Genomic DNA, 22,882 nt, shown 5'->3' on the forward strand with positions numbered 1-22,882 from the left:
TTCCGACTCGTTGCAAATAGATGTCTCCCCACATAGCATTTCATCCCGTTACCTTCAGCACGGCAAAAAGTGCAAGCCACACACCCAGATACAGCCAGTCCTTCGCTTTGCACGGCTCCTTCGCTGTATAGTAAAATTCTCCCCGATAGCCGCGCAAAGTCATGCTTTCATACACCTCATTTGCGCGGTCCATGCTGCGCAGAAGCAGCTGGCCGGCCAGTGTTCCCCATACCTTGAACTGAACACCCTTCTGATTCGGCGCGCGCAGACTGTACGCCTGGGTCATGCGGTTTGCCTCCTCGAGAAGCACTGTAACATAGCGGTACGTCAGCAGCACCTGTGTCACCAGAATGGCAGGGATGTGAAGCAGACGCAGTGCATAACAGATTTTTTCGATGGATGTTGTCGCAATCAGAAGATACGCCGCCAGTACGCTGTAAATGCCTTTGATCATCAGCGTCACCATGGAAAGCATCCCTGCTGTCAGCGGAACGGTACCAATATACCCGATTACCTGACGGTCAAAAATCGGATTAAACAGCCCCACAAAGCAGACAAGCGGCAGAACAATCCGAAGCCGCCGGATGCTGTCGCTTAACGAAATTTCGCCGACAATAAAGAGCACAATCGGATAAATTCCCATGCGCAGCAGGCCGGTCAGATCGTACTTTGGAAAGGACATCGTTACGGTCAGAAAAACAATCGTCAAAACGAGTTTAACCAGTGGATGAATTTTGTTCACCCACTGGTCTTTCGCCGCAAGCATGTCCATATGATGAATTTCATATAATGCATTGCCAAGTTTATTCATTTTTCTCCTGTTCCGTGCAGCTTATGACTTTTTCTTTTTAAAGAAGCGGAATGCATAGCATGCACCGACACAGACAACAAGAACGACTGCGGATCCCGCAATTCCGGAAAAGCTGGTTCCAAATGTGGAATCGGAATTTTTAAATCCATAGTCCGGCAGAAGTGCCGTTTTTTCCTGAATTTCTTCCGCCGTTGCATGTGCGCCGGTTCCGTCGTTTTCCAGTTCCGTCGAGCCAGTCAGACGCTCCATGGACCACTCAAGTCCATCCGGATTGGAGGATGCCGCAAGAGAAACAGCTCCGCCGATCACCAGTGCTGCGATGCCTAAAATCGCAATTGTCTTCTTGAAAGAAAAGCGGCTCTTTGCCCTTTCTTCGCTGCACGAAAGCATCTCCGGACGCGCTTCATAGACGAACAGCAGAACGGCCGCTGTAATCAGGCCTTCTACAAGACCAATCGCGAGATGAATCGGCTGCATTGTTGCCACAAATACAGAAAACGGCAGATCCGTAATACCGGATGCAAGTGTTTCCAGCGCCACACTGAAAGCACCAAGCTGCAGCGTCACCACGCACCCAAGGATGGAAGCACCTACAATCTTTCCGCGCGACATTCCCTTTTTCATCATCGGACACCAGAACAGGAAATAGCCGAGAAAGCACCCATAAAACGCCATATTCCAGATGTTGCACCCAAGCGCCAGAAGACCGCCGTCCGCAAACAGCAGACACTGGATCAGCAGCACACCGATCATTGTTAAAAATGCGGCGTACGGTCCGAGTAATGCAGTCAGCATCATCCCTCCGCAGAGATGACCACTCGATCCTGTGCCCGGAATTGTAAAGTTAATCATCTGCGCCGCAAAGACAAACGCACCCATCACTCCCATCACTGGGATCTTTTTCGGGTCGCTCTCCAGGCGTACTTTTTTTACAGAAAAACCAGCTGCTCCGCCGGAACAGACATACATTGTTGCAGCCACTGCAGGCGCAACCAGCGCATCAGCCATATGCATAATGTTCTCCTCCTTTTCGTTTTCTGTTTTTTTCTTTTTTTACTTTACTACGCTAAAATTCGTCCTGCAAGCCCCCGTGGGGGTTATTTTTTCAGATTTTTCCACGATCCTTTTTGTTCACTTTTACCGATTTTTTATGAACATTTTGTTTAAAATTAAAGGGTGACTTTTTAACATTTATATGGTATTCTATAGACAACACAGACGGATACCCCGGTGTCGGGAGTCCGTACACACACTATCTCGAGGACAGGATTCCTGTCCGATCCGCGGCCGCCTGCACGTCATCGGGTCGCCGCGGTTTTTTCTATAGAAAAAAGCCCTCCGGGCAGGATCGCACTGCGGAAGCGAGGAATTATGTCGCTTTTTCAACCCGCTGCAGCCAAAGAATCCCATAAAGCAGGATTCTTTCTTAATTGTAGTGCCAAAACCGGTTCTTTACGGGTTCTGGCTGTATTTTCGAGTATTGGTGTGAATTTTATCTTGATGAGAAGGAGACTCTCTTATGAGCACAGAGAACTTAGAACACGAAGATCAAAACAGAACACCAGAACCGACCATTGATATCCGGAGCAATGAAGCACCCGCTGATCCGGAACAGGAAATTGTTTCCCAGGGTGTTCACAACTACAGCGCCGCTGAAACGTATGTGCGTCCGACCGATCCGGCCATTCTGCAGCAGCTTGAGTGGTTCCAGGACCAAAAACTGGCACTGATGATGCATTTCGGTCTGTACTGCCAGCCGGGTATGGTTGCTTCCTGGGCATTAAGTGACAAGGATTCTGACTGGTCCCGCCACCAGGTAAACTGGGCAGACGGAGAAACGTTCAAAAAACAGTATTTTAATCTGAACCGTTCGTTCAACCCAGTCCGCTTCCAGCCGGAGGAGTGGGCACAGATGGCAGAGGACTGCGGGTTCCGCTATCTGATTCTGACCACAAAGCATCACGACGGATTCTGCCTCTGGGATACGAAATATACCGATTATAAGACAACCGCAGAGGACTGCCCGTTCCATGAGCACAAGAATGCGGATATCGTGAAATCCATGTTTGATGCATTCCGTGAGAAAGGCATCGGCATCGGCGCTTACTTTTCCAAAGCAGACTGGCACTGCCCGGACTACTGGAATGAGGAGCTTAGAAAAGACGGCATGACATCCCGCGGACCATCCTACGATCCGAAGGAGTACCCGGAAGTGTGGAACCGTTTTAAAGAATATACAAAGAATCAGGTGCTGGAGCTCTGCGAGAATTACGGCAAGCTGGATATTCTCTGGTTCGATGCCGGCTGGGTGTGCGAGCATAACGGACAGGATATTGATCTTGGCGACATCGTTGACGAAGCGCGTAAGATTCAGCCATGGGTTCTCTCCGTTGACCGTACGATCGGCGGCGCTTATGAGAACTACGTTACCCCGGAGCTCTGCATTCCGGAAGAGCCGCTCGGTGTTCCGTGGGAGAGCTGCCTGACACTCGGCGTAGACTTTACGTACGAATACGGCGATCACTACAAATCTCCACGTGAACTTGTCGGCCTGCTTGTCAACATCGTTGCCAAAGGCGGAAACATGGCACTGAACGTCAGCCCGCAGCCAGACGGCCGTATCCCGGTCGACGCCTGGGACAGCCTGAACGGCTTTGGACAGTGGATGAAAACATACGGCGACGCCATCTACGGAACCCGCATCTGCGCACCGTACCAGAGCGGAAACCTTTCGTTCACACAGAAGGGTGACTCCGTGTATGTATTCCGGCTGTATCCGACGGTGCAGGAATCGGTAGAGGCTGAGATTTTCGTGCCGTATACAGAAGAGAAGATTTCGGAGATCTGCATGGTGGAGAATGGGGAAACGGTTGCTTTCAGAGAAGTGGAAAGCGGACTTTGCATCACCGTTCCGGCAGGATACCGAAGAGGCTCAGCACCGATTGCGCTGGTGTTTGAGATGAAGAAAGCGAAATAAACGACAGAAGCCCCATAGACACTTATTTTTGTGTACTCTGGGGCTTCAATAATTTCCCAATATTCTACTTTTGATATCTTTCTATCCTGCATTCATGCTCTTTCGTAGCCTTATCATAATTAACCGCCACGAGCAGCAAATTTCCCTGGTATTCTTCCAGGCTTCGGCAGTATTCTTTTTTCTTGATCTGCTGAATCGCACCTTCTGCTGATTTATCCCATTTCAGTTCTACAACCAATGCTGGTTTATCTGCGAATTTTTTTCTCGGGACAAAGACCAGATCGGCGAATCCTTTTCCGCCCGGCAGTTCCCGGTATACCTGATAGAAATTTCTTGCGGCATAAAGTGCAAGGGAAACGGTATAACTTAATGCATTTTCATCATTATACTGAAGCATTGACGTCTCAAAATGTGCCTCTTTGATTCCTTCTGCTACCTGCTCCGGGCGTATTTGCCAGATTGCCTGCAGGGTGTCTGCTGAGTTTTTAAGTGCTTTTGAAATCTCACCCCAATCTGAAACTGAGACTGCGTTGATATATTCCGCCCGCACTTCCGCATTCGGAATGAAAACACATTTATTTTTCTCGTCATATCCCAGATAACCAAGATGAATCAGCAGTGTAAACACATCATCTTCTGTCCGAAACGTCGTCATATCGTTTGTGAAGCTGCCGGTATTGACTGGTACGGTTTCGCCGGCGATCATGCTCAGTACGTCGTCTTTCAGGCCATCGAAGTTGAGATCAATATAGACCTGCAGTGCTTCAAATGTTTCCGTCTGATTCCAGTAATTTTCGATTTTGCGGAAGCGCATGCAGTTTACGACAGATCGCGGGCTGTAAACAGACGGCACTTGTTCGAAAGAATATCCGTCGTACCAATTTTTGACTTCTTCCAGATCCATCTGATACTTTTCGCAGAGCTGTTTCACTTCCGCTTCCGTAAACCCTACATATTCCGCCAGCGGTCCCGGGCTGATCATGGAGAATTCATCAAACATGTTTAAAGCAGAATGCGTTCCATATTTTTTAATCGGCAGGATTCCTGTCATATATGCCAGATGAATATAGCTCTTGTCCTTCATCAGATTCCGCAGAAAATCCAGATATTTTTCCTGCGCTTCCCGGTCTGTTTTAAATTCCCGGAACACGCAGTCCCATTCATCGATAATGATTACATACGGTATTTTCGTCTGCTGATACACATCCTGCATTGTCCGTGCCAGGTTGGTCTCGTCAAAATATCGAAAATCCGGATACTCGCCCAGCAGCTCCCACAGAACGCTTTTCTGCAGCAATGCAATCATCTCCGTGACATTCCCGCTCTGGCTCAGGAAATCCTGCATATTCAGAAATATCGTGTTATATTGATTGGCGTACTTCTGAAAATCTGGACTTTCGGAAATTTTAAACCCCGAAAACAGTTCCTCCGCCCTGCTCTCACGACTGTAATAGGCAGCCAGCATATTGGCAGCCATTGATTTTCCAAAACGACGCGGTCTGCTGATGCATAAGTATCCCTGCATCGTATTCAGAACGCTGTTCGTGTAATTCAGCAGCCCTGTTTTATCAACATAAATTTCGGACTGAATCATCTTTCGAAACGCTTCCCCATCCGGATTAAAATAGGTTCCCAATCTGCTGCTCCTCCTTCTCCTGTTTAATAGTTATAGTATATTCTTCCACACGAACTTTATCAAGAAAATACCAAAACAATATCATTTTCTTTTGACATTGTTCCGGTATTTTATGTTTATGATTCCTGCTTATCTTCTTTCTTTTTCCTGTATGCCGCCGCGATTCCAATGCCTGATGCGATTACACCGAAGATCCATTTTCCCGGGGAGGTCTGGTCGCCGGTGGATGGATTGTCTTTTCCGGTCTGGCTGTCTGGGGTCTTGGTTGGAGACAGGGTTGGTGAGACAGATGCTTTCTTTCCACCAAACACGAAGGCTTTGGAACGGGAACCTCATCGGTGCAGAGCACAGCCGAACGATACCACGGAACAGCGCAGTTCCGGTGCGTGAACGGGGTGTTTTATGCCTCGGTATTATTATATGGAGACGAAAAGAACCCTCAGTAGTTCTCAGCTGCTGAGGATTCTTCCCATGTTCGAATCGTTTTTATAATTTGATGACTTTCGTTCCTTCGGTAATTCCATTCTCATTAAATGCATCCACTCTCACATACACCGTCTCCCCTTCTACCAGTGCACCGATGTTCTGCTCTGCCGTAAAGGTCATGCAGCTGTGATACAGTTTATCCGGCGCAAATCCCCAGAGGACGTTGTATCCGACGGCATCTGCCTGCGGCTCGATGGTGATGCGCATATCCATTGTTCCAACGCGCTCTGCCTGGTACTGCGGCTCGGTTGGTTTTTCGCCGTTTCCAAGGCCGAAGACGCGGAGACCGGAAACGCATGGATTCTGGCTGTACGGTACTTCAAAGACGGTGAGTTTCAGATAGCGGATCTGTACGCCTTCTTCTTTTACAACGAAATCATGCGGCAGGTTTGTCTCTGCGTTGGATTTGTCTTCTAATACAAAATAGTTCGTGCCATCGGCGGATGCCTCAAGGAGCCATCTGGTCTTATGCTGGCTCGGGTCGATATATCGTTCCCCCTGACGCTCGCCCGGCAGAGGTGCATCGATTTTGTCATCTGCAAAATTGATCTGTACGGCGCGGACATCTTTTACCTCACCAAGATCCATCGAAATCCACTCACCCGGCTGATTTCCGGCTGCGCGCCACCAGGTCTGGATATTTTCATCTGTCGCAAACGACGGTTCTCTGCCTTCTTCCGAGGACGATGCCGTCATTGCTTTCTGATAGCTTAAGAGATACCACTCCGGTTCTGCCCACGGGTCTTCTTTTGCCTGCTCCACCGCCATCGGCCAGTCGCCGAACTGCTGATTGCAGAACAGGACACCATCTTTGTCGAAGCCAGCCCGCCAAATGCCGACGCGGCGCTCCATATCGTGGTTTTTGCTGATCTGCATCGTCGCGGTGTGCCACCAGTTTCCATAGCGGTCTTCCATCGTCGAACCGTGGCCTGCACCGCGCAGGAATCCGCCCGGTTTATAGGAATATGGATTGTTCTTTGCCAGACGGAACGGGCCAAGCGGGGAATCACTCTCGTAAACACCGTCACCGTAAACGTTGTATTCCGTTCCCGGGCCGGCATACTGGAGGTAATAGGTTCCGTCATGCTTCGTCATCCATGCGCCCTCGATGAATGGTCTCTGGCTGAACATGATTTTGGCAAATCCAATCTGCTCCTCCGTCAGTTCATCGACCGGTTTTCCCTGTGCTTTCAGAAATTCTTTAAATTTTTCTACAGCTTCCTCTTCGCTGAGCGGCATTTTGGAATGGTTTTCTCCCACACGCTCATATCCGATTCTTTCCGGATTTCCGTAAATCAGCTCGATCCGCTCGGTCTTCGGCACCATTGTCTCTTTGTCGAGCTCGCGCCCCAGATCGGCGTCACGTTGTTGCAGCCCCAGTAAAAATAGAGTTTTCCATCATCATCGAGAAACAGGTTCGGATCCCAGAAATCGAAAGTTCCCGGGATGCGCTCGAACGGACCGTTCAGGATATCTTTTGTGCGGTAAAAATCACAGATCGTGCCGCGGCGGGATGCGCTGAAATAGACGTAATCGCCGACCACGCGCACATCCGGCGCATAGTCATACAGCGGCAGGCTGTCCGGCAGACGGTGGCTCTCCCAGTGAACCATATCCTCCGAAACCCAGACGCTCAACGTCATGGATGCAAAAATATAATATTTTCCCTGAAATAAAATCATCGACGGATCGGCGGCCTCGCGGGAAATCTTGTCCTCGCCGCTTCTCATATCCTCGATAAACTGGTAACGGTAATCCATGTTTAATGGATTGCAGAAATACTGTTTTTTCATGAAGTTTCCTCTTTCCGGACCGTACGTAAAAACCCCTGTTCGTACATCCTTTTTTCTCATTATAAAAAAAGTTTAGCATATCCTGCGCGGAAAGGAAATGTTCTGATTTGACTTTTTTGTTGCACTTTTTGGACTGTTTTTTGTCTCATGTATTGGACAAATTCCTGTCAAAAATAATACTCTTTGATATGCATCTTTATATATGTTGCTTAGCATTTAAACAGCGCAGATCATTAACTGATCTCTAAAGCAAGGGTGAAAAGCCTATTTTTTGAGCTCTCACCCTTGAATATCATAGAACAACGATTTCATTTACAGACTGTTCCACAGTATTCCGGAAAATCTGTTTCTTGCAACTCTCACTCCACAGAACTGATTTTTTATGTCATTTTTGTATCTTTTCCTTCCATTTCTGTATTGTTTCTGTAAAGACATGCTCTTTTTGCTTTTCATCTTCCTGCGCCTCATACTTAGATAGTAAGGAATTAAGTTCCCTGTCCCATATCGAATAAAATCGAACGGTTTTTACTTCTTCCTGTATCGTTTTGATTTGTTTTTGATCTTGTCTTGAAAGACTCCGCATTCGTTTTTCCAGTTCCTTTTTGTAAATAGAAACCCCTTGCGGAAATCTTATATTGCTTGCCTCTCTTCTATCTTCTAACTCTATTCCTTTTCCTGATAAAACTTCTTCACTGTATAGCATTTGTAAAAAGGAGACTGCTTTTAAAGGTTGCTTTGTGTTCTTATTAATTCCTGCATAAAGTGTAACATTTGCAGTGAATCCGCCTTCCTGATTCGGCATTGCAAATACCGTATGAACTGTTTTTTCACCTCCAAGTTCTTCCAAATCATTTAGACTTACTACTCCTGTATCTTTTATTTTCCAGTTTAAAGCTAATGATCTTGTTTTTAATGCTACTGTTTCATCCAAAACTTTTTTTTATCTGCTCTTCCGAATATAGAAGTGTTTTTTTCTTATAATCAACTACCTCACTAAATGTATCAAAAAATTGAACCCCACTTCTTTGCCCTACAATCTGTTGAATTGCTTTTTCTTTTTGTCTGGCTAATTCCAGCCAGTTTCTTGATATTTCTGTGTTTTCCGGTAAATCCTGTGTTGTAAATGCATATAGAAAATAATCGTATGTCATAGGAAGCAGTATTTGTTCCTCATTAGCCATACCTGCAGACAAAATCCTCTCTTCTAAAATATCTATATCAAAATATTTCATGTATGGTTTCAACGAAAGAAAGGTTCCCTGATACATTTCTTTTTTGGGGTCCTCAAAAACAACTGCTCTTTGCTCACTCCAGGTCGGATTCGGCCCCTCTGCCAAAAATACATCCGGCCCTTCTCCTGTCGTAATTTCATTCTGGATCTCCTGTACTTTTTCTTCCGAAGCCTTTTGCCCTGATGGGATTACCATTAATTCCACTCCATTATTTTTATATATTTTCTTCCAGGCTGCCACTATTTGAAGTACCGTTTTTTTATTTTCTTCATCAACACAAATTTTTAATGGCATTTCCGTTTTCTCAATTTCAATCTTGGCTTGCGTATCTGCATATACCGTTTCTGCATTTAAGCTCCCACTGACTAATGTGATGTTAATCAGAATCAAACCAAAAATTTCTTTCAACCTTTTTCCCATCATTATGCTACCCCCTATGTTTCTATATAGCACAAGGCTATTGCATGACTTCTGTTTTTTTACATATCATACAACAGCCTTGTGTTTTAACCATTAATTATCATATCCGTGACAAATTGTTCTTGTTTCTTTCACATTAGCAGTATTTCCTGCATTACAATTTAAACATTTTGTAGTTTTTATTCCTGTTCTATACTGCTTCAAATCAGTCCCCCATGCGTGACCATGGGTACATGTAACTGTACCACTGCTTATCCAGCTTCCCCATACGGTTGACGATGTTATTCTTCCTCCACATCTCGGGCAAACTGCAGCATACAGCATAATTTCTTCATACGCAAAAATATTCTTACTTTCGATAACATCCGCTTTTGTTACATTGGCAGAAAATGTACTGGCCAACATTAAGGTCATTAGAAAAATGGAAATTTTTTCTTTACCGCTTTCATACTTTTCTCCTTAAAAATTTATTATACCTGTCAACATACGTTCTACATTTGTATAACAAAAATACCATACTTCCTACTTTTTGTCAATCTTTTTCTACATTTGTCTAATTAATCATTATACCCATGGCAGACTATTTTTTCTTGCCTGATCTTTATCTCAAAAAAATTTTCACATTCATTACACCTGATTTTTTCTACTCCATATCTGGCTTTCTGTAAGTCATCTCCCCATGCATATTGATGTGTACATACTACATTTTTTTCATTTTCCCATGCATTCCAAACCACTTCTCCTTGTACCGCAGCTTTGCATTTGGGACAATTTTCTATATGCGATGATGACCATATTTGTCGCGCTATTTGCATTTCCGAAAAACTCAAAATAATTATTCCAAAAAGAAAAACAGTGACGTATATTCGAAGTTTTTTTCTTGCTAAAAACACATTGTAAAATCGTTCTTTCAGTATCTCTGTTTCTGATACCATTGAAACAACTCCAGACAATTCTTTTTTCGTTTGTTTTGAAGCCACTTTTAAAATAACATTGCAATAATCTTTCCGTTGCGTCAGATTCATATGTTTTGTAACAGTCTCATCACAGACACATTCGATATCTATATTTGCCATTTTTTGCACCCACAGCATTGGGATACAAAACCAATAAACATCCCTTATAATTTGAAGAAACCTTTTATACCATAAATCGTGTTTTTTCTGATGTGTCAATTCATGTAAAAAAATCAAATACCATTCTTCATAGGAGTAATTTTCCGTTTCCAGCATTTCTTGTGGAATCAATACTTTTGTATTTCGTACACCAAACAACATAGGAGAATAAAAATCTTGATTTTCACAGACCCATATTTCTGTTTTTTTTATTTTACAAACTTCGCTTGCTTTTTTTAGAGCTTCTAATACGGAATTTTTTTGCATCTTTTTACATTCTGCAAATATTCTTTTTTTCCATATTCTATATTGTATTGCGTGAAACAAAAGACATAAAATCATCCCTGCAATCCATATATACAGCAAAAATTTTTCGCCTGACATCCACCTTCGAATTGAAACGTTTCCCATTTTCGTCATGATCGCGGTCTTTTGATTTTGTTCCCCGATATAATATGCCGGCATAGAAATCATAAAAGGATGTTGCCGAAATTTCTCTGTCACACTCCAAAATGGAAAGCACATTTTAAGTGTCAGAAGTATCCAGACTACCTTTCTCCAGTAATGACCGAGTCTTTTCCCCATTATTTTTTGTACAACATATGCCATAAATGCGACTATGCCTATGAAAAGATTCCACTTTATGATAAATGCCATCTGTAACTATGTCCTCTACACCACTTTTTCTATTTTTGTCTGTCAATAAATTCCTGCAATTGCTTAACCTCTTTTGAGCTAAGTTTTTCTCCATCATACAATGACGATGCGAATTTTGCTAATGACCCTTGAAACATTTTATCTAACATGTTTTTTCCAACTGTGCCTATATAGTTTTCTTTTTCTACTAATGGTACATAAAGATTTGATTTCCCATTCCTCACTTTTTGAATAAATCCTTTTTTTTCCAAACGAGTAAGCAATGTTAAAATGGTACTCGGTGCAATGTTTTTCTCTACATTCAATTTCTCTTCAATTTGAAATCGGCTGACAGGTTCCGCATATTCCCATACAATCATCATAATTTCCTGTTCTGATTCTGGTAATTTTTTCATTTCTACTCTCCGCTTTTCTCTACTTTGATCAGATTATAGCATATTTTCCAGAAAATTGTTGCACTTTTTGGGACTGTTTTCCGCCTTCCGAAGCTAGTACATCGTTTTCGAAATAACTATACCACTCACTTGTCTGCAAATCTGATTGCACAGGCATAAAAGCCTCGGCGTAGCCCACTACGCCTACATTTTTATACCTGCACACTCGAATCTGCATCCTGCGTGATTGGTATAGTTATTTACAAAACGATGTACTAGATTCTAGCATGATTCTTGATTTTTTCTTCCGTTTCGCATAGCTTTGAATGCACTTCAAAAGCACCGGCCAAATGGTCGGTGCTTAAATAATGGTTTCATCAAAAATGGTTCATCCTATACCACACATAAATATGCAAAATATCCTGCATAGCATAAAAGCATAACGACACCACACGTTTTCCGTAATTCCCTATTCTTGTACGTCCCAATCCATAAAACCAGACCTGCCAGAATTGCGATTCCTGTGTCTACAATAAATTTAGTTTCAAATGGCACAGGACAGATCAGTGCGGCTGTTCCAATTACAAATAAAATGTTAAAAATATTGCTTCCGACAATATTTCCGATTGCAATCCCTGCATTTCCTCTTTTTGCCGCTGTCACAGATGTTACCAGCTCTGGAAGAGATGTTCCGAGAGCAACAATCGTCAGTCCGATAAAACGCTCACTCATTCCAAAGTATCGGGCAATCTCGGTTGCCCCGCTGACGGCAAAATCACTTCCTTTTACAACCAGGACGCCGCCTGCCACCATCAAAAGAAGACATTTCCAGACAGGATAATTTTTCGCTTCCTCCTCTTCCGGATTTTCCCCTTTTTTCGACATTACAAACAAATAGCCAAGATATACAAGAAACAGTGCCCATAAGACTATGCCCTCGGCAAACGTTACTTTTCCTCCTGTCATTCCGCATATCATTAAAACTACCGTAACAAACATCATAAACGGTATTTCATAAAACAAGGTAGACCTTTGTATTGCCACATTTGTTATTAATGCCGTAAGTCCGAGAATAATAAAAATATTCAAAATATTGCTTCCAACCACATTTCCTATCGTAATTCCTGCGTTCTGCTGCATCGCTGCGGTAATACTTACAGCAGCCTCCGGCATACTCGTTCCCATTGCAACAATGGTAAGTCCGATAATCAGCTGGGGAATTCCAAACTTTCTTGCTATGCTTGCAGACCCTTCCACAAACCAGTCTGCTCCTTTTACCAGAAAAAGGAAACCCACTATCAAAATCCCTGCCTGTAACATCATACGTATCTTCCTCTCTTTCTTTTGCATTCTTTGCAGCAGGTGTTATAGGCATAAAAAAGAGACTCCTACTGCATCTACAGTAAAAGTCTCGCTATTTAATCACTTTCCGAGTTATTGAATGTCAATAGCTGTACTGACGAAGAAGTGAACACGGTTGGCTAGCTACTCCCTTTTATTTTTCCAGTTTATCAAATTTCTTTTTTTACGTCAACGTTTTTTTATTTCTCAGCTCCTGGAAATGTTTTACAGCCACTTTTGATTCTCACAACTCCTTTGTCCGGTTCTGGTTTTATTCCAGATTCATGCACAGACCCCAATCCTGGTCATTGGCATACGGATCGGCAAAATCGGTTTTCTGGCCGTTGACGGAATACGGATACAGGTACGCACAGGTCGCTGTTCCATCCTCAAAGAACATGGACAGCACGCCGCGCAGGGAATGCTCACCGCGAATATTATATTCTTCGTTTCCGGTCAGGCGGGCGTAGCGCTTGAAGGTTCGACCGTTTTCTGCACTCCAGTAGTGCGGGAAAGTGTCTCCGAAGACTCTGCGTTTTCCGAACCAGTAGCCGTCCCAATGACGGATTGCAATTTCATGCAGATGGTAGTCCGGCTGCTGGCCGTCGAAGAGTTCGAGGACGGCGATCTGCTGCTCGGCTCCGCGCAGGTATTTTTCTTCCCCGGTCACTTCATAAACCTGAAGAATGACTTCAGCCGCCGGCTGTACGATCGATTGCTCGTAATTTACTTCCGAAGCCGGATAAGCCGTTCCAATCTCAATCAGTTGATCAGCATGACGTCGGAACAGATCTCTTACTGTTTTCAGATCCTCCTGTTCTCCTGCTTTTTCCAGCTCTTGACAGAGCATCACAATCGGCATTTCAATCGGATAAAAACGGAATCCATCCTGTTCATAAAATTTCTCTGTGATATGAACTGCTGTCTTCAAATCTTCTTTTTCTCCCCACAGCTTCCAGCATTCAAGAAAGAATGTCACTGCCCATGGGTAGTTGTAAAGCCGGAAATAGCTGTTGTCTTTTCCTGAGCAGTTGCAAACAAGACCTGTTGCTGCATTTACCAGCTCGCGAAGATAGAATGCATGGTACTCACGAAGGCTTTGCTCCGCTTTTTCCCGGTCTTTTAAAAGATTCTGCTGCAGTGCCCGTGCAATCAGCACACCCATACCGGTACGCTCCCGTCCGGCATTGAAATCGTTTTCCGGCGTGCAGACGAGAATTTTTTCTTCGTTATCATACGGCAGATAGGCACCCTGCAGTTCTTTGATCTTTCCATGATACTGCTGGTGATCGACAATAAACGCACACCGTTTTGCAGCCAGTGTTTCCGGCCGCTCCTGTACGAGAAGACGGCAAATAGTTTTCACCTCATCGGCACAAATTGAAAGTACATACTCCCCTGTTTTTTCATTTTCAAACAGATATTCATAAACACCTTTTTCCGTCTTTTCCAGCGATACTCCGTTTACCGTCACTTTTTCCGCCGGAAATACCGGTTCAATGGTTACCTTACTCGTCTCTCCCGGATAAATCACATACTGCTCCGCATCCACCAGAATCACCTGGGAAAATGCTCTTAATTTCTCCCGGAAATCTTCGCGTCCCTGATGCGGAAATACTTTCCACTCCAGCGTCATCGTGTCTCCCGGCGCAAATTCCTGTGCGGACGGGTGCAGCCAGAAGCAGCCTCTGTCATTGCTCTGCAGTTTCAGATCGCGCTCAATACTGTAAGCAGAAAGACTGCCTTTTGTGAGCACCATTCCCAGATGCGGAGCCGCACCGCCCATGCGGAGCGCCATAATATAACTGGTATTCTCCCCACAGAAAACATGTGCATGACACCGATAGTCACGGCAGGTCACACTGTCCGTGTAGCGGTCCTGCAACGGAAATGAAACCCCAATACTTCCGGCATTTGTAAAATACGGATGCGCACCGTTGTAAGAAACCACAATCTTCGTTGTCAGCACATCTCCGTCTTTCTCATTCTGCACCTCAGCCGAAAACTCCGGCGGGCATTTCACCTCGGCGTATGGGAAATCCTCCCGCAGCCAGTTCATCTGTTTTGGATCTTTGGAAAATACAATTTCTTTCACGTTCCCAACTCTCATTTTTTATTTCCCCTTTCGTTTTTTCTTTGATCCCGCTTTTTGAACTCCATGTAAAATTTATTTGCTGCTTTGATCATACTATATCTACATGCTCTTTTCTATATCTCTTTTTCCGTTTTACTTTATTTTTTCTTTCTTGCCGATAGTATTTTTTCTCAATTTTTGTTATACTGAAAATGTATGCGTATCAAACTCCGGCATTGCTCTTTCAAGCTGCCGACACATACATAAACTTCATAAAAGGGGGTATCTTTTTCATGGATACGTATGTCATTTTAAAAGACCTGGCAATCATTATCGTATTCGCAAAATTGTTTGGTATTCTTGCCAGAAAATGCAAGGCTCCGCAGGTTGTGGGCGAGCTGATTGCCGGTATTGTCCTTGGACCCAGTGTGCTGGGACTCGTTCAGCAATCTGACTTTCTCGCACAGATGGCGGAGATCGGTGTCATTTTGCTGATGTTCTCCGCAGGTCTTGGCACCAGCCTGAAGGATCTGCTCCGCACCGGAGTGAAATCCCTGCTGATCGCCTGTGCCGGTGTTTTTGTTCCTCTCGTTCTTGGAGCCATCTTATACATGAGCTTTTATGGCTTCTCTGCTGTCGGAACGGAAGAATTTTACCACGCTGTTTTTATCGGTGTTATTCTGACTGCGACATCGGTCAGCATCACCGTACAGGCCTTGAAAGAACTCGGCAAGCTGAAAACAGAGGTTGGAACAACCATCTTAAATGCAGCCATCATCGACGATGTCATTGGTATCATTGTGCTGACTGTTGTCATCGGTTTTAAAGATCCGACATCCAATCCGCTGAAAGTAGCAGCCTCCACCATTCTGTTTTTTGCCCTTGCGATTGTGCTCGGTTTTCTCTGCTTTAAGCTGTTCAACCGCATGAACTCCATATTTCCGCACACCCGCCGTCTCCCGATTCTGGGTCTTGCACTCTGCTTCGGACTGTCCTACATTTCCGAAAAATATTTCGGCATCGCCGATATTACCGGTGCATACGTTGCGGGCGTTATCCTGTGTTCCCTCGATTCTTCCGATTACATCGAAGAAAAAATGGATATCAGCTCCTATATGATTTTCGGACCGATTTTCTTTGCAAGTATCGGACTCAAAACAACGCTCAGCGGCATGAACGAGAAATTCGTACTCTTTGCCATCTGTTTCGTCATCGTCGGCCTTGCCGCAAAAATTATCGGCTGTGGCCTGATGTCAAAGGGATGCGGCTTTACCTGGGGCGACAGCCTGAAAATCGGTGTCGGTATGATGACCCGTGGTGAAGTCTGTCTGATCGTTGCGCAAAAGGGTCTGAATGCAGGCTTTTTATCCGGCGATTTCTTCAGTGCCGTGATTCTGCTGATTCTTTTCTCGAGTATTGCAACACCGATTATGCTGAAAATCTTATACGAGAAAATGCCGACGGCAAAAGATTCTGCAAAGGCATCCTGACTTTCCTTTTACCAAAACAGGGCGCTGTGCCATTTCCTGCACAGCGCCCTGTTTTTTTCATATCAACCGGTAAGTTCTGATTTTTTCTACCACAGAATCTTCTCTGCCTCAGCTCCATCCGCAAACGGTCCCGGCATTGCTGCCACGCCGCGGTGCTCGCCAAGATAGTCCTGATCGAAGATAATCGTGCTTCCGTCCGGATCTTCGAATCTCTGCTCCGGCTCGAAGGCGTATCCTAAAATATCACTGTTGATAATTCCCGTCCGGAAATCCTTCAGGAACTCATACACGTTCGTCTTGATGGAATAGTGGCCGTCTTTTTCCACAAGTTCCACCTTAACCTGGTTCTCGTTATCCATAAGATTCTCTTTTTCATTCACACACGCCTTTGCTCCGTTAAAGTAAGCGTTTCCGTTTACCCAAACCGGCAGATGGCACTTGTTGTGATACGGCTCCAGCTTGCTCATGTCGGCCGGTTTATCCAGCTCAAAGTGGCTGATCCACTCGTCATAGGTCGGATACTCGTCGAACACATGCGTTCCGACCTCCTGGTTATCCTCCATCTTGAAGCCCATGTCCTCAACCGTTTCTGTTTCCTCAACCGGGTAATTCTGGATAAAGATGTTGTTGTAGAACCGGTCATCGCCATGCAGGAATGTCATGAATCCGGCAACCTCGGTACGGTGACGGATGTGATACGGCGTGTAACGGTCTCCTGTTCCGCCGCCAACTGCAGTTAATGAGCCAAGCATCAGATTGTGTACGCAGGCAATACCATCGGTCGCCATACGAACGCTGACCGGTGAGAGCATAATGTTGTTATCGATCAGTGTCGGACCATGGCCAACCTCGATGAAAATATCCTGACTCATCATTGCGCCCTCTGCCTTTGGTGTTCCCTCCGGCGGGCAGTTGTCGTGCAGCAGGTTCTGGGTCAGGCGTGTTCCCTGTGCCTCCCAGTCGCACCAGATGCCCATCGTGCAATGATGAATATGATTTCTTCTCATCACAACATCGATCGCTGCATGCATCTTGATACCGGAAATCTCGGCTCCGCCAAGCTGCTGCATATTGTTGATGTTGTGAATGTGGTTGTCCTCGATAATACTGAACACACCGCCCATCCGTCCGACAATACCGGTCTGCTCACAGTGATGGATGTGGCAGCGGCGGATGATATGGCTTCCGATGTTCTCCTTCGTCCAGCCGTGATACTGGCCGCGGCACACAGCATCACGCTCCATCTGGGTCGGGCTTTTTACGTGTTTTCTGGTAAAGTAATGGTCGTTCTCCGGATCGTAATATTTTCCGAGCGAAATACCGCAGCACTTGCTGTTGCTGACCTCACAGTCCTCAATAATCCATCCCTTCGACCAGTGCGGACCGATCATACCATCCTGATAAGCAGCCGGCGGCGCCCATGTCGTTGCTGCCTTGCTGACATCAAATCCACTGAACGTAATGTAATTTACGCCTGTTTTCGACGGCATAAAGCAGTTCCGGCGCACGTTGATTTCTACTTTTTCCTCCGTCGGGTTTTTACCCTGGAAGTTTGCGTAGATGACCGTCTGATTTTTCTCTTTGTCCTGCTCGGTATACCATTTGTAAACCGACCACTCCGGCTCCCAGGACGGCGCATAAACCTCGCCCTTGATACACTCCTCGAGCGTCTCTGTCTCGTATAACTGGCGGTCATTCAGATAAACCGCGCCGGTATGGCGTACCACCGGTGCAAAATACCAGTCACCGCCGACCATTGTCGTGTATGGGTTATAATTGCCAAAAACTCCGTTGTCTACACGGCATACCCACACATTATCTTTGTAATGCTCCCAGTCATTCATCGTTTCCGCACCGGTGATCTTTGCGCCGAGCGGCTTCTCACTCTTATAGACGATTCTCGCATCCTCGGTTCCGCCGTTGACCGGATCAACATATTCATGGTAAATACCAGGTGCAACCAGAACTTCATCTCCTGCCTTTGCAATTTTTGCCGCATCGTTGATGAACTTGAACGGCATCTCTTTTGTTCCGTTTCCATTCTTCGGAGCGGAATTATTGACATAGTAAATCATTTCTCTATACTCCTTTTTGTTATAGTAAAACCCGAAAACACTGCAAAAAAGGCTGTGACGCAATCATTCACTCTCTGCGGCGCTGAATTTTTTACGCTATTTTTTTGCGGGTCTATAGAATTTCTTTATGATAATGCTTCTTCCGCAGCCTCTTTTGATGCAAACGGGCCCGGCAGCGGATGAATGCCCTGACGGTTTCCGAAGTAGTCATATCGGAACACGATCGGCGTTCCATCCGGATTCTCATATTTCTGTTCCGGCTCAAATGCCATGCCAAGCGTCTCCGTTGAGATCACTGCACAGGCATTCTGCGGCAGATAATCGTAAACATTGGTCTCCAGTTTCCATTTTCCGTTCTCTTCTTTTACACCGATGGTGATTTCATGCTCGGTATCCACTACAGCGTCCTGTTCCTGCTCTGCCGGCTTCGCCCCATTGAAGTAAACGTTGCCGCCAAGCCATACCGGCAGCTTCTCGTAATACAGATCCGGTGACTTTCCGGAGCCCATTCCGCAGTAGCCCTCAAATCTTGCCACGTACTCCTCCAATGTCGGATATCCGCTGTACGGTGCGGTTCCTGCTGTCAGATTTCCGTCATCCCACTCATTATCTCCGGTCAGTTTACGGATTTCTTCCATTCCCGCACGAACCGGCTTCTGGATGAAGATATTATTGTAGAACCGGCAGTCACCGTGAAGAACCGTCATAAATCCGTTGATCTCCGTGCGATGCGGCACATGGTACGGTGTGTAGCGTGGCGACGGCAGCTTTTCGGAGCCATTGTTGACACCGCGGCCGACAGCAGTAAACGATCCCGCGATCAGGTTATGTACTACCGCAACACCCTGCGTTGCCAGCTTCATCGCGCGGTCCGAAAGCAGTACGTTATTGTCCACCAGTGTCGGTCCGTGGGAAATTTCAATAAAGATATCCTCGCCGATACCGTCCATACCTTCTGGATTTGCATTTTCCTCGTTCGGCAGCGTATTGTCATGGAACAGGTTCTGCGTAACACGTGTGCCCTGTGCCTGCCAGTCGAGCCAGAGGCCTCTCGTACAGTGATGGAAATGGTTTCTTCGAATGATCACATCGATTGCTGCATGCATCTTGATGCCGCCGATCTCCGCACCCGCAAGGTTCTGTTTATTATTGATATGGTGAATGTGGTTATCCTCAATGATCGAGAACACACCACCTAAGTGGCCTACAATACCCGTCTGTCCACAGTCATGGATGTTGCACCGGCGGATGATGTGGCTTCCGATGTTTTCCTTTGTCCATCCCTCCCGCTGCGCCTGGCAGATACAGTCACGCTCCGTCTGTGTGCCATCTTTGAATTTCCATTTGAGCCATTTATTGTCATTGTTCGGCTGTCTGTATTTTCCAAGTGAAATGCCCGAGCACTTCGAATCTGAAATCTCACAATCCTCGATGATCCATCCCTTTGACCAGTGCGGGCCGACCATTCCTTCCTGATATGCCGTCGGCGGAGCCCACTGGGTTGCCGCCTGTTTTACAACAAAGCCGGACAGCGTGATATAACCAATGCCCTCCTTCGATGGATAAAAGCAATTCTCGCGCACATTAATTTCCACCGTTTCCTCATTCGGGTTTTTCCCCTGGAAATTCACATAGAAAACGGTCTCATTCTTCTCTTCGTCCTGCTCCACATACCAGGTGTAAACCGTGAATGCCTGATCCCAGGATTTTTTATAGATCTCCGGCTTTTTCACCTGATCCAGACTTGTCACCTCATACATAGATTTTCCATTCAGATACACTTCTCCGGTGTGTGCCGTGTAGGATGCGATAAACCAGTCACCGCTGACCAGTGTCGTATATGGATTGTAATCCCCAAACAATCCGTTCGAAACGCGCGCTGTCCACACATCACCTTCCAAATGCTCCCAGTTATCCACAATTTCCGCACCGGTAATCACAGCTTTTCCCGGTTCCACAGAACGGTACACAATTCTTGCATCCTCACATCCCGCATTCGCCGGATCTACATATTCCCGATATACGCCAGGCGCTACAAGCACCTCGTCGCCGGGCATTGCAATTTTTGCCGCCTCGGAAATCGTCTGAAATGGATATTCCTTCTGCCCATTTCCGCTTCGCACAGCATTTCCATCTACATAAATCTGCATTTTTTGCTTACCTCCCACTTCTTCACTTTTCATAAATTTTTATTGTTTTTTTGTGAATTTTCGCCAAAACCGCATCACTCTTTTTTCAATTTCTGCCGTTCTTCACAATTTTCATATCTTAACCATAATACAGATCCTCGTAAAACACTACTTATATATTGCCGATCATTGCCCAGATGTTTCGATTTTTTCTATATTTTTTCTCTCTTCTGTTGTATAATACCGTTTATCAGATACGGAGGATTCTTTTGCCATGAAAAACGATTCGACTTCTTTTTTCGAAAACAATCATTTTGCTAACAGCTATGTTTACGATATCTCTATTTCGCATGTCCCCGCCTATTTCGGTCTGCACTGGCATCACTATATCGAAATTGTGCTTGCACAGGATAACGGCATTATCTATGAAGTAAATGGAGAAACCTTTCCGCTAAAGCCCGGTGATCTTCTTTTTATCTGGCCCGGCGAGCTGCACGCTGTTTCCACAACCAACAAAGAACATCGCCTGATCATGCTTCAGCTCGATGCAGATTTTCTGGAAAAACGCGTGGATTTCCAGTCTGTTGCTTATCTTTTTTATCAGATCCGTCTTCTGAATCAGAACAACTTCCCGGAAATCGAAAAGCTCCGCGGATTTCTGACAGAACTGCGCAGGCTCTCCCTCTCCGGTATCAGTTTTTCCGAGCTGCGCGGATGCGTTCTGCTGTATCAGTTTTTTATTCTGCTCGGCGAAAATCTCTCCGTGCCGACCGAAACTGCCACACCGCAAAAAACAGGCCATTCCGCACAGGTACACCGCCAGATGATTGCTGCATGTACCTGGATCTCGAGTCACTGCACCGAACCGGTTTCCCTGGAAGAAGCATCAAAGGTCGCCGGATTCTCCCGCTGCCATTTTTCCAAGCTGTTCCGCGCATACACCGGTCTCTCCTTCACGGATTTTGTCACCAGGGAACGGCTCCATATCGCCGAAAACCTGTTAAAAAAACCGGATCTCACGATCACCGAAGTGTCGCTCGAATCCGGTTTTAACAGTATTTCTACGTTTAACAGAGTCTTTTTGAAATCAAAAAATGTAAGCCCTACCGACTTCCGTCAGATGTACCTGCAATCCTATCAGAAATAGGCTATGAATTCGGCATGGCCTCTGGTCTTTCGCAGGTGGATGGAACCTTCTCAAATGCACCCGTTTCCGCACTCTTCATAATCTGATCGATCGTATCGAGTACGTGATATGCCATTTTGGCACTCGCACGGTTTGGTCTGCCCTCGGCAATTGCTTCTGCCATCTCAGACGGGCCAAGACCACGGCTGTTTTCGCTGTAATCAAAGCCATAATGTAAAACTTCCGGAACAGTCTGCTGTGTCCAGTCTTTTACACCCGGAATATAGACAACATCGCCGCCGAAATTGTTCGGATCAACAAGCTTTAAGATACCTTTTTTACCGTAAATGGTGAATACCGCCTGATCATTGATGACGCTGTCACCATTGACGCAGAATGTACCGGTCACACCGTTTTTCATTTCCAGAATGGTAAAGACCTGACTTTCGTTTGTATAGTCAAATTCCTGTCCGTATTCCGGGCTGCCCGGAATGATGTTCACACGCTTCGCCGCAAGGTTTCGCACGGACGATACAACGCGATCCACCGGACCAAAAAGACTCACAATTGCCGTCAGATAATAAACACCGAAATCGTAGCAGATACCGCCGCCCGGCATCCGCAGAAAACGGAAGATGCTCGCCAGCAAATCAAGATCGCGGTTTGCGCATGCTTCGAAAGATGTCACCTCGCCGATCAGCCCGTCGTCGATCGCTTTTCTTGCGGTCTGCAGTGCCGATCCAAGGAAGGTGTCCGGTGCGGAACCGAGATAGAGATGTTTCTCCTCTGCCAGCTCGATCAGTTTCGCTGCCGTTTCCGGTGCGAGGGTCATTGTTTTTTCAGTGTAAACGTGTTTTCCGGCTTCCAGTGCCTGACGGATCAGCCCCTCGTGGGTCGGTGCCGGTGTCAGAATGACTACCATTTCAATCGACGGATCTGCCAGAATTTCCTCGTAGGTACAGCCCTTGATGCCATACTGCTCTGCTTTCTTTTTCGCATGTTCAAGATGGCCTGCGCAGCATGCTGCTACCTCAAGATTCTCAAAGTTATGAATCATGTTCGTCAGATAAATATCACTGATCGCTCCGCAGCCGACAACGCCGACTCTCATTTTTTTCGTTTCTGTTGTTCCCATTTGTAAAAATC

General features: G+C 45.7%; 18 protein-coding genes. 3 read left to right on the forward strand and 15 right to left on the reverse strand.

Annotated features, from left to right (window positions below):
- Window positions 1-40 precede the first annotated feature (40 nt).
- The gene (gene cbiQ / locus DXA93_RS08520) at window positions 41-811 is read right to left on the reverse strand and encodes a cobalt ECF transporter T component CbiQ (protein WP_117804473.1); all 771 of its coding nucleotides are present in this window, start codon (window positions 809-811) and stop codon (window positions 41-43) included.
- Between the two features lie 21 nt (window positions 812-832).
- Window positions 833-1,825 (reverse strand): energy-coupling factor ABC transporter permease, encoded by a 993-nt coding sequence (locus DXA93_RS08525; RefSeq protein WP_118660273.1) that lies wholly within the window; start codon window positions 1,823-1,825, stop codon window positions 833-835.
- A 505-nt stretch (window positions 1,826-2,330) separates the two neighbouring features.
- Here DXA93_RS08525 and DXA93_RS08530 point away from each other — a divergent pair.
- A complete protein-coding gene (locus DXA93_RS08530) occupies window positions 2,331-3,788 on the forward strand; it encodes an alpha-L-fucosidase (RefSeq protein WP_119208066.1) in 1,458 nt (485 codons plus the stop codon).
- A gap of 64 nt (window positions 3,789-3,852) precedes the next feature.
- Here the strand turns inward: DXA93_RS08530 and DXA93_RS08535 are convergent, their stop codons facing one another.
- The 10 genes from DXA93_RS08535 to DXA93_RS08585 form a co-directional block, all read right to left on the reverse strand.
- Window positions 3,853-5,424 (reverse strand): AAA family ATPase, encoded by a 1,572-nt coding sequence (locus DXA93_RS08535; protein WP_117804476.1) that lies wholly within the window; start codon window positions 5,422-5,424, stop codon window positions 3,853-3,855.
- A 116-nt stretch (window positions 5,425-5,540) separates the two neighbouring features.
- Complete coding sequence (locus tag DXA93_RS08540; RefSeq protein ID WP_117804477.1) at window positions 5,541-5,735, reverse strand: LPXTG cell wall anchor domain-containing protein; 195 nt, start codon at window positions 5,733-5,735, stop codon at window positions 5,541-5,543.
- A gap of 175 nt (window positions 5,736-5,910) precedes the next feature.
- Window positions 5,911-7,233, reverse strand: a complete 1,323-nt coding sequence (locus DXA93_RS08550; RefSeq protein ID WP_330427301.1) for a family 43 glycosylhydrolase — start codon at window positions 7,231-7,233, stop codon at window positions 5,911-5,913.
- Window positions 7,206-7,703: a family 43 glycosylhydrolase gene (locus DXA93_RS19735; RefSeq protein ID WP_330427302.1), complete on the reverse strand. Its 498-nt coding sequence runs from the start codon at window positions 7,701-7,703 to the stop codon at window positions 7,206-7,208. The genes DXA93_RS08550 and DXA93_RS19735 overlap by 28 nt, the downstream gene beginning before the upstream one ends.
- Before the next feature lie 385 nt (window positions 7,704-8,088).
- Window positions 8,089-8,634 carry a hypothetical protein gene (locus tag DXA93_RS08555; RefSeq protein WP_119208068.1) on the reverse strand — a complete coding sequence of 182 codons (546 nt, stop codon included), beginning with the start codon at window positions 8,632-8,634 and terminating at the stop codon, window positions 8,089-8,091.
- On the reverse strand, window positions 8,627-9,358 hold the full coding sequence (locus DXA93_RS08560) for a hypothetical protein (RefSeq protein WP_119208070.1): 732 nt from the start codon (window positions 9,356-9,358) through the stop codon (window positions 8,627-8,629). The genes DXA93_RS08555 and DXA93_RS08560 overlap by 8 nt, the downstream gene beginning before the upstream one ends.
- A 554-nt stretch (window positions 9,359-9,912) precedes the next feature.
- Complete coding sequence (locus DXA93_RS08565) at window positions 9,913-11,127, reverse strand: M56 family metallopeptidase (protein WP_119208072.1); 1,215 nt, start codon at window positions 11,125-11,127, stop codon at window positions 9,913-9,915.
- Window positions 11,128-11,156: 29 nt separating this feature from the next.
- A complete protein-coding gene (locus tag DXA93_RS08570; protein WP_055226132.1) occupies window positions 11,157-11,522 on the reverse strand; it encodes a BlaI/MecI/CopY family transcriptional regulator in 366 nt (121 codons plus the stop codon).
- Window positions 11,523-11,894: 372 nt separating this feature from the next.
- Window positions 11,895-12,824 carry a calcium/sodium antiporter gene (locus DXA93_RS08580; RefSeq protein WP_117801807.1) on the reverse strand — a complete coding sequence of 310 codons (930 nt, stop codon included), beginning with the start codon at window positions 12,822-12,824 and terminating at the stop codon, window positions 11,895-11,897.
- A 289-nt stretch (window positions 12,825-13,113) separates the two neighbouring features.
- Window positions 13,114-14,952 carry a six-hairpin glycosidase gene (locus tag DXA93_RS08585; protein WP_119208076.1) on the reverse strand — a complete coding sequence of 613 codons (1,839 nt, stop codon included), beginning with the start codon at window positions 14,950-14,952 and terminating at the stop codon, window positions 13,114-13,116.
- A gap of 257 nt (window positions 14,953-15,209) precedes the next feature.
- On the opposite strand from DXA93_RS08585, the gene DXA93_RS08590 reads away from it, so the two are divergent.
- Window positions 15,210-16,406, forward strand: a complete 1,197-nt coding sequence (locus DXA93_RS08590) for a cation:proton antiporter (protein WP_118700630.1) — start codon at window positions 15,210-15,212, stop codon at window positions 16,404-16,406.
- Between the two features lie 86 nt (window positions 16,407-16,492).
- Here the strand turns inward: DXA93_RS08590 and DXA93_RS08595 are convergent, their stop codons facing one another.
- Window positions 16,493-18,481: a right-handed parallel beta-helix repeat-containing protein gene (locus DXA93_RS08595; protein WP_118640839.1), complete on the reverse strand. Its 1,989-nt coding sequence runs from the start codon at window positions 18,479-18,481 to the stop codon at window positions 16,493-16,495.
- Between the two features lie 125 nt (window positions 18,482-18,606).
- On the reverse strand, window positions 18,607-20,631 hold the full coding sequence (locus DXA93_RS08600; RefSeq protein WP_117510719.1) for a right-handed parallel beta-helix repeat-containing protein: 2,025 nt from the start codon (window positions 20,629-20,631) through the stop codon (window positions 18,607-18,609).
- A 253-nt stretch (window positions 20,632-20,884) separates the two neighbouring features.
- Here DXA93_RS08600 and DXA93_RS08605 point away from each other — a divergent pair, with 253 nt between their 5' ends.
- Window positions 20,885-21,757 carry an AraC family transcriptional regulator gene (locus DXA93_RS08605; protein ID WP_117762074.1) on the forward strand — a complete coding sequence of 291 codons (873 nt, stop codon included), beginning with the start codon at window positions 20,885-20,887 and terminating at the stop codon, window positions 21,755-21,757.
- 1 nt (window position 21,758) lies between these two features.
- Here the strand turns inward: DXA93_RS08605 and DXA93_RS08610 are convergent, their stop codons facing one another.
- Complete coding sequence (locus tag DXA93_RS08610) at window positions 21,759-22,871, reverse strand: Gfo/Idh/MocA family protein (protein WP_117762075.1); 1,113 nt, start codon at window positions 22,869-22,871, stop codon at window positions 21,759-21,761.
- Between the last annotated feature and the right edge of the window lie 11 nt (window positions 22,872-22,882).

Origin of the sequence: Blautia sp. OF09-25XD, from assembly GCF_003482095.1 — a bacterium.
Lineage (GTDB): Bacteria > Bacillota > Clostridia > Lachnospirales > Lachnospiraceae > Fusicatenibacter > Fusicatenibacter saccharivorans.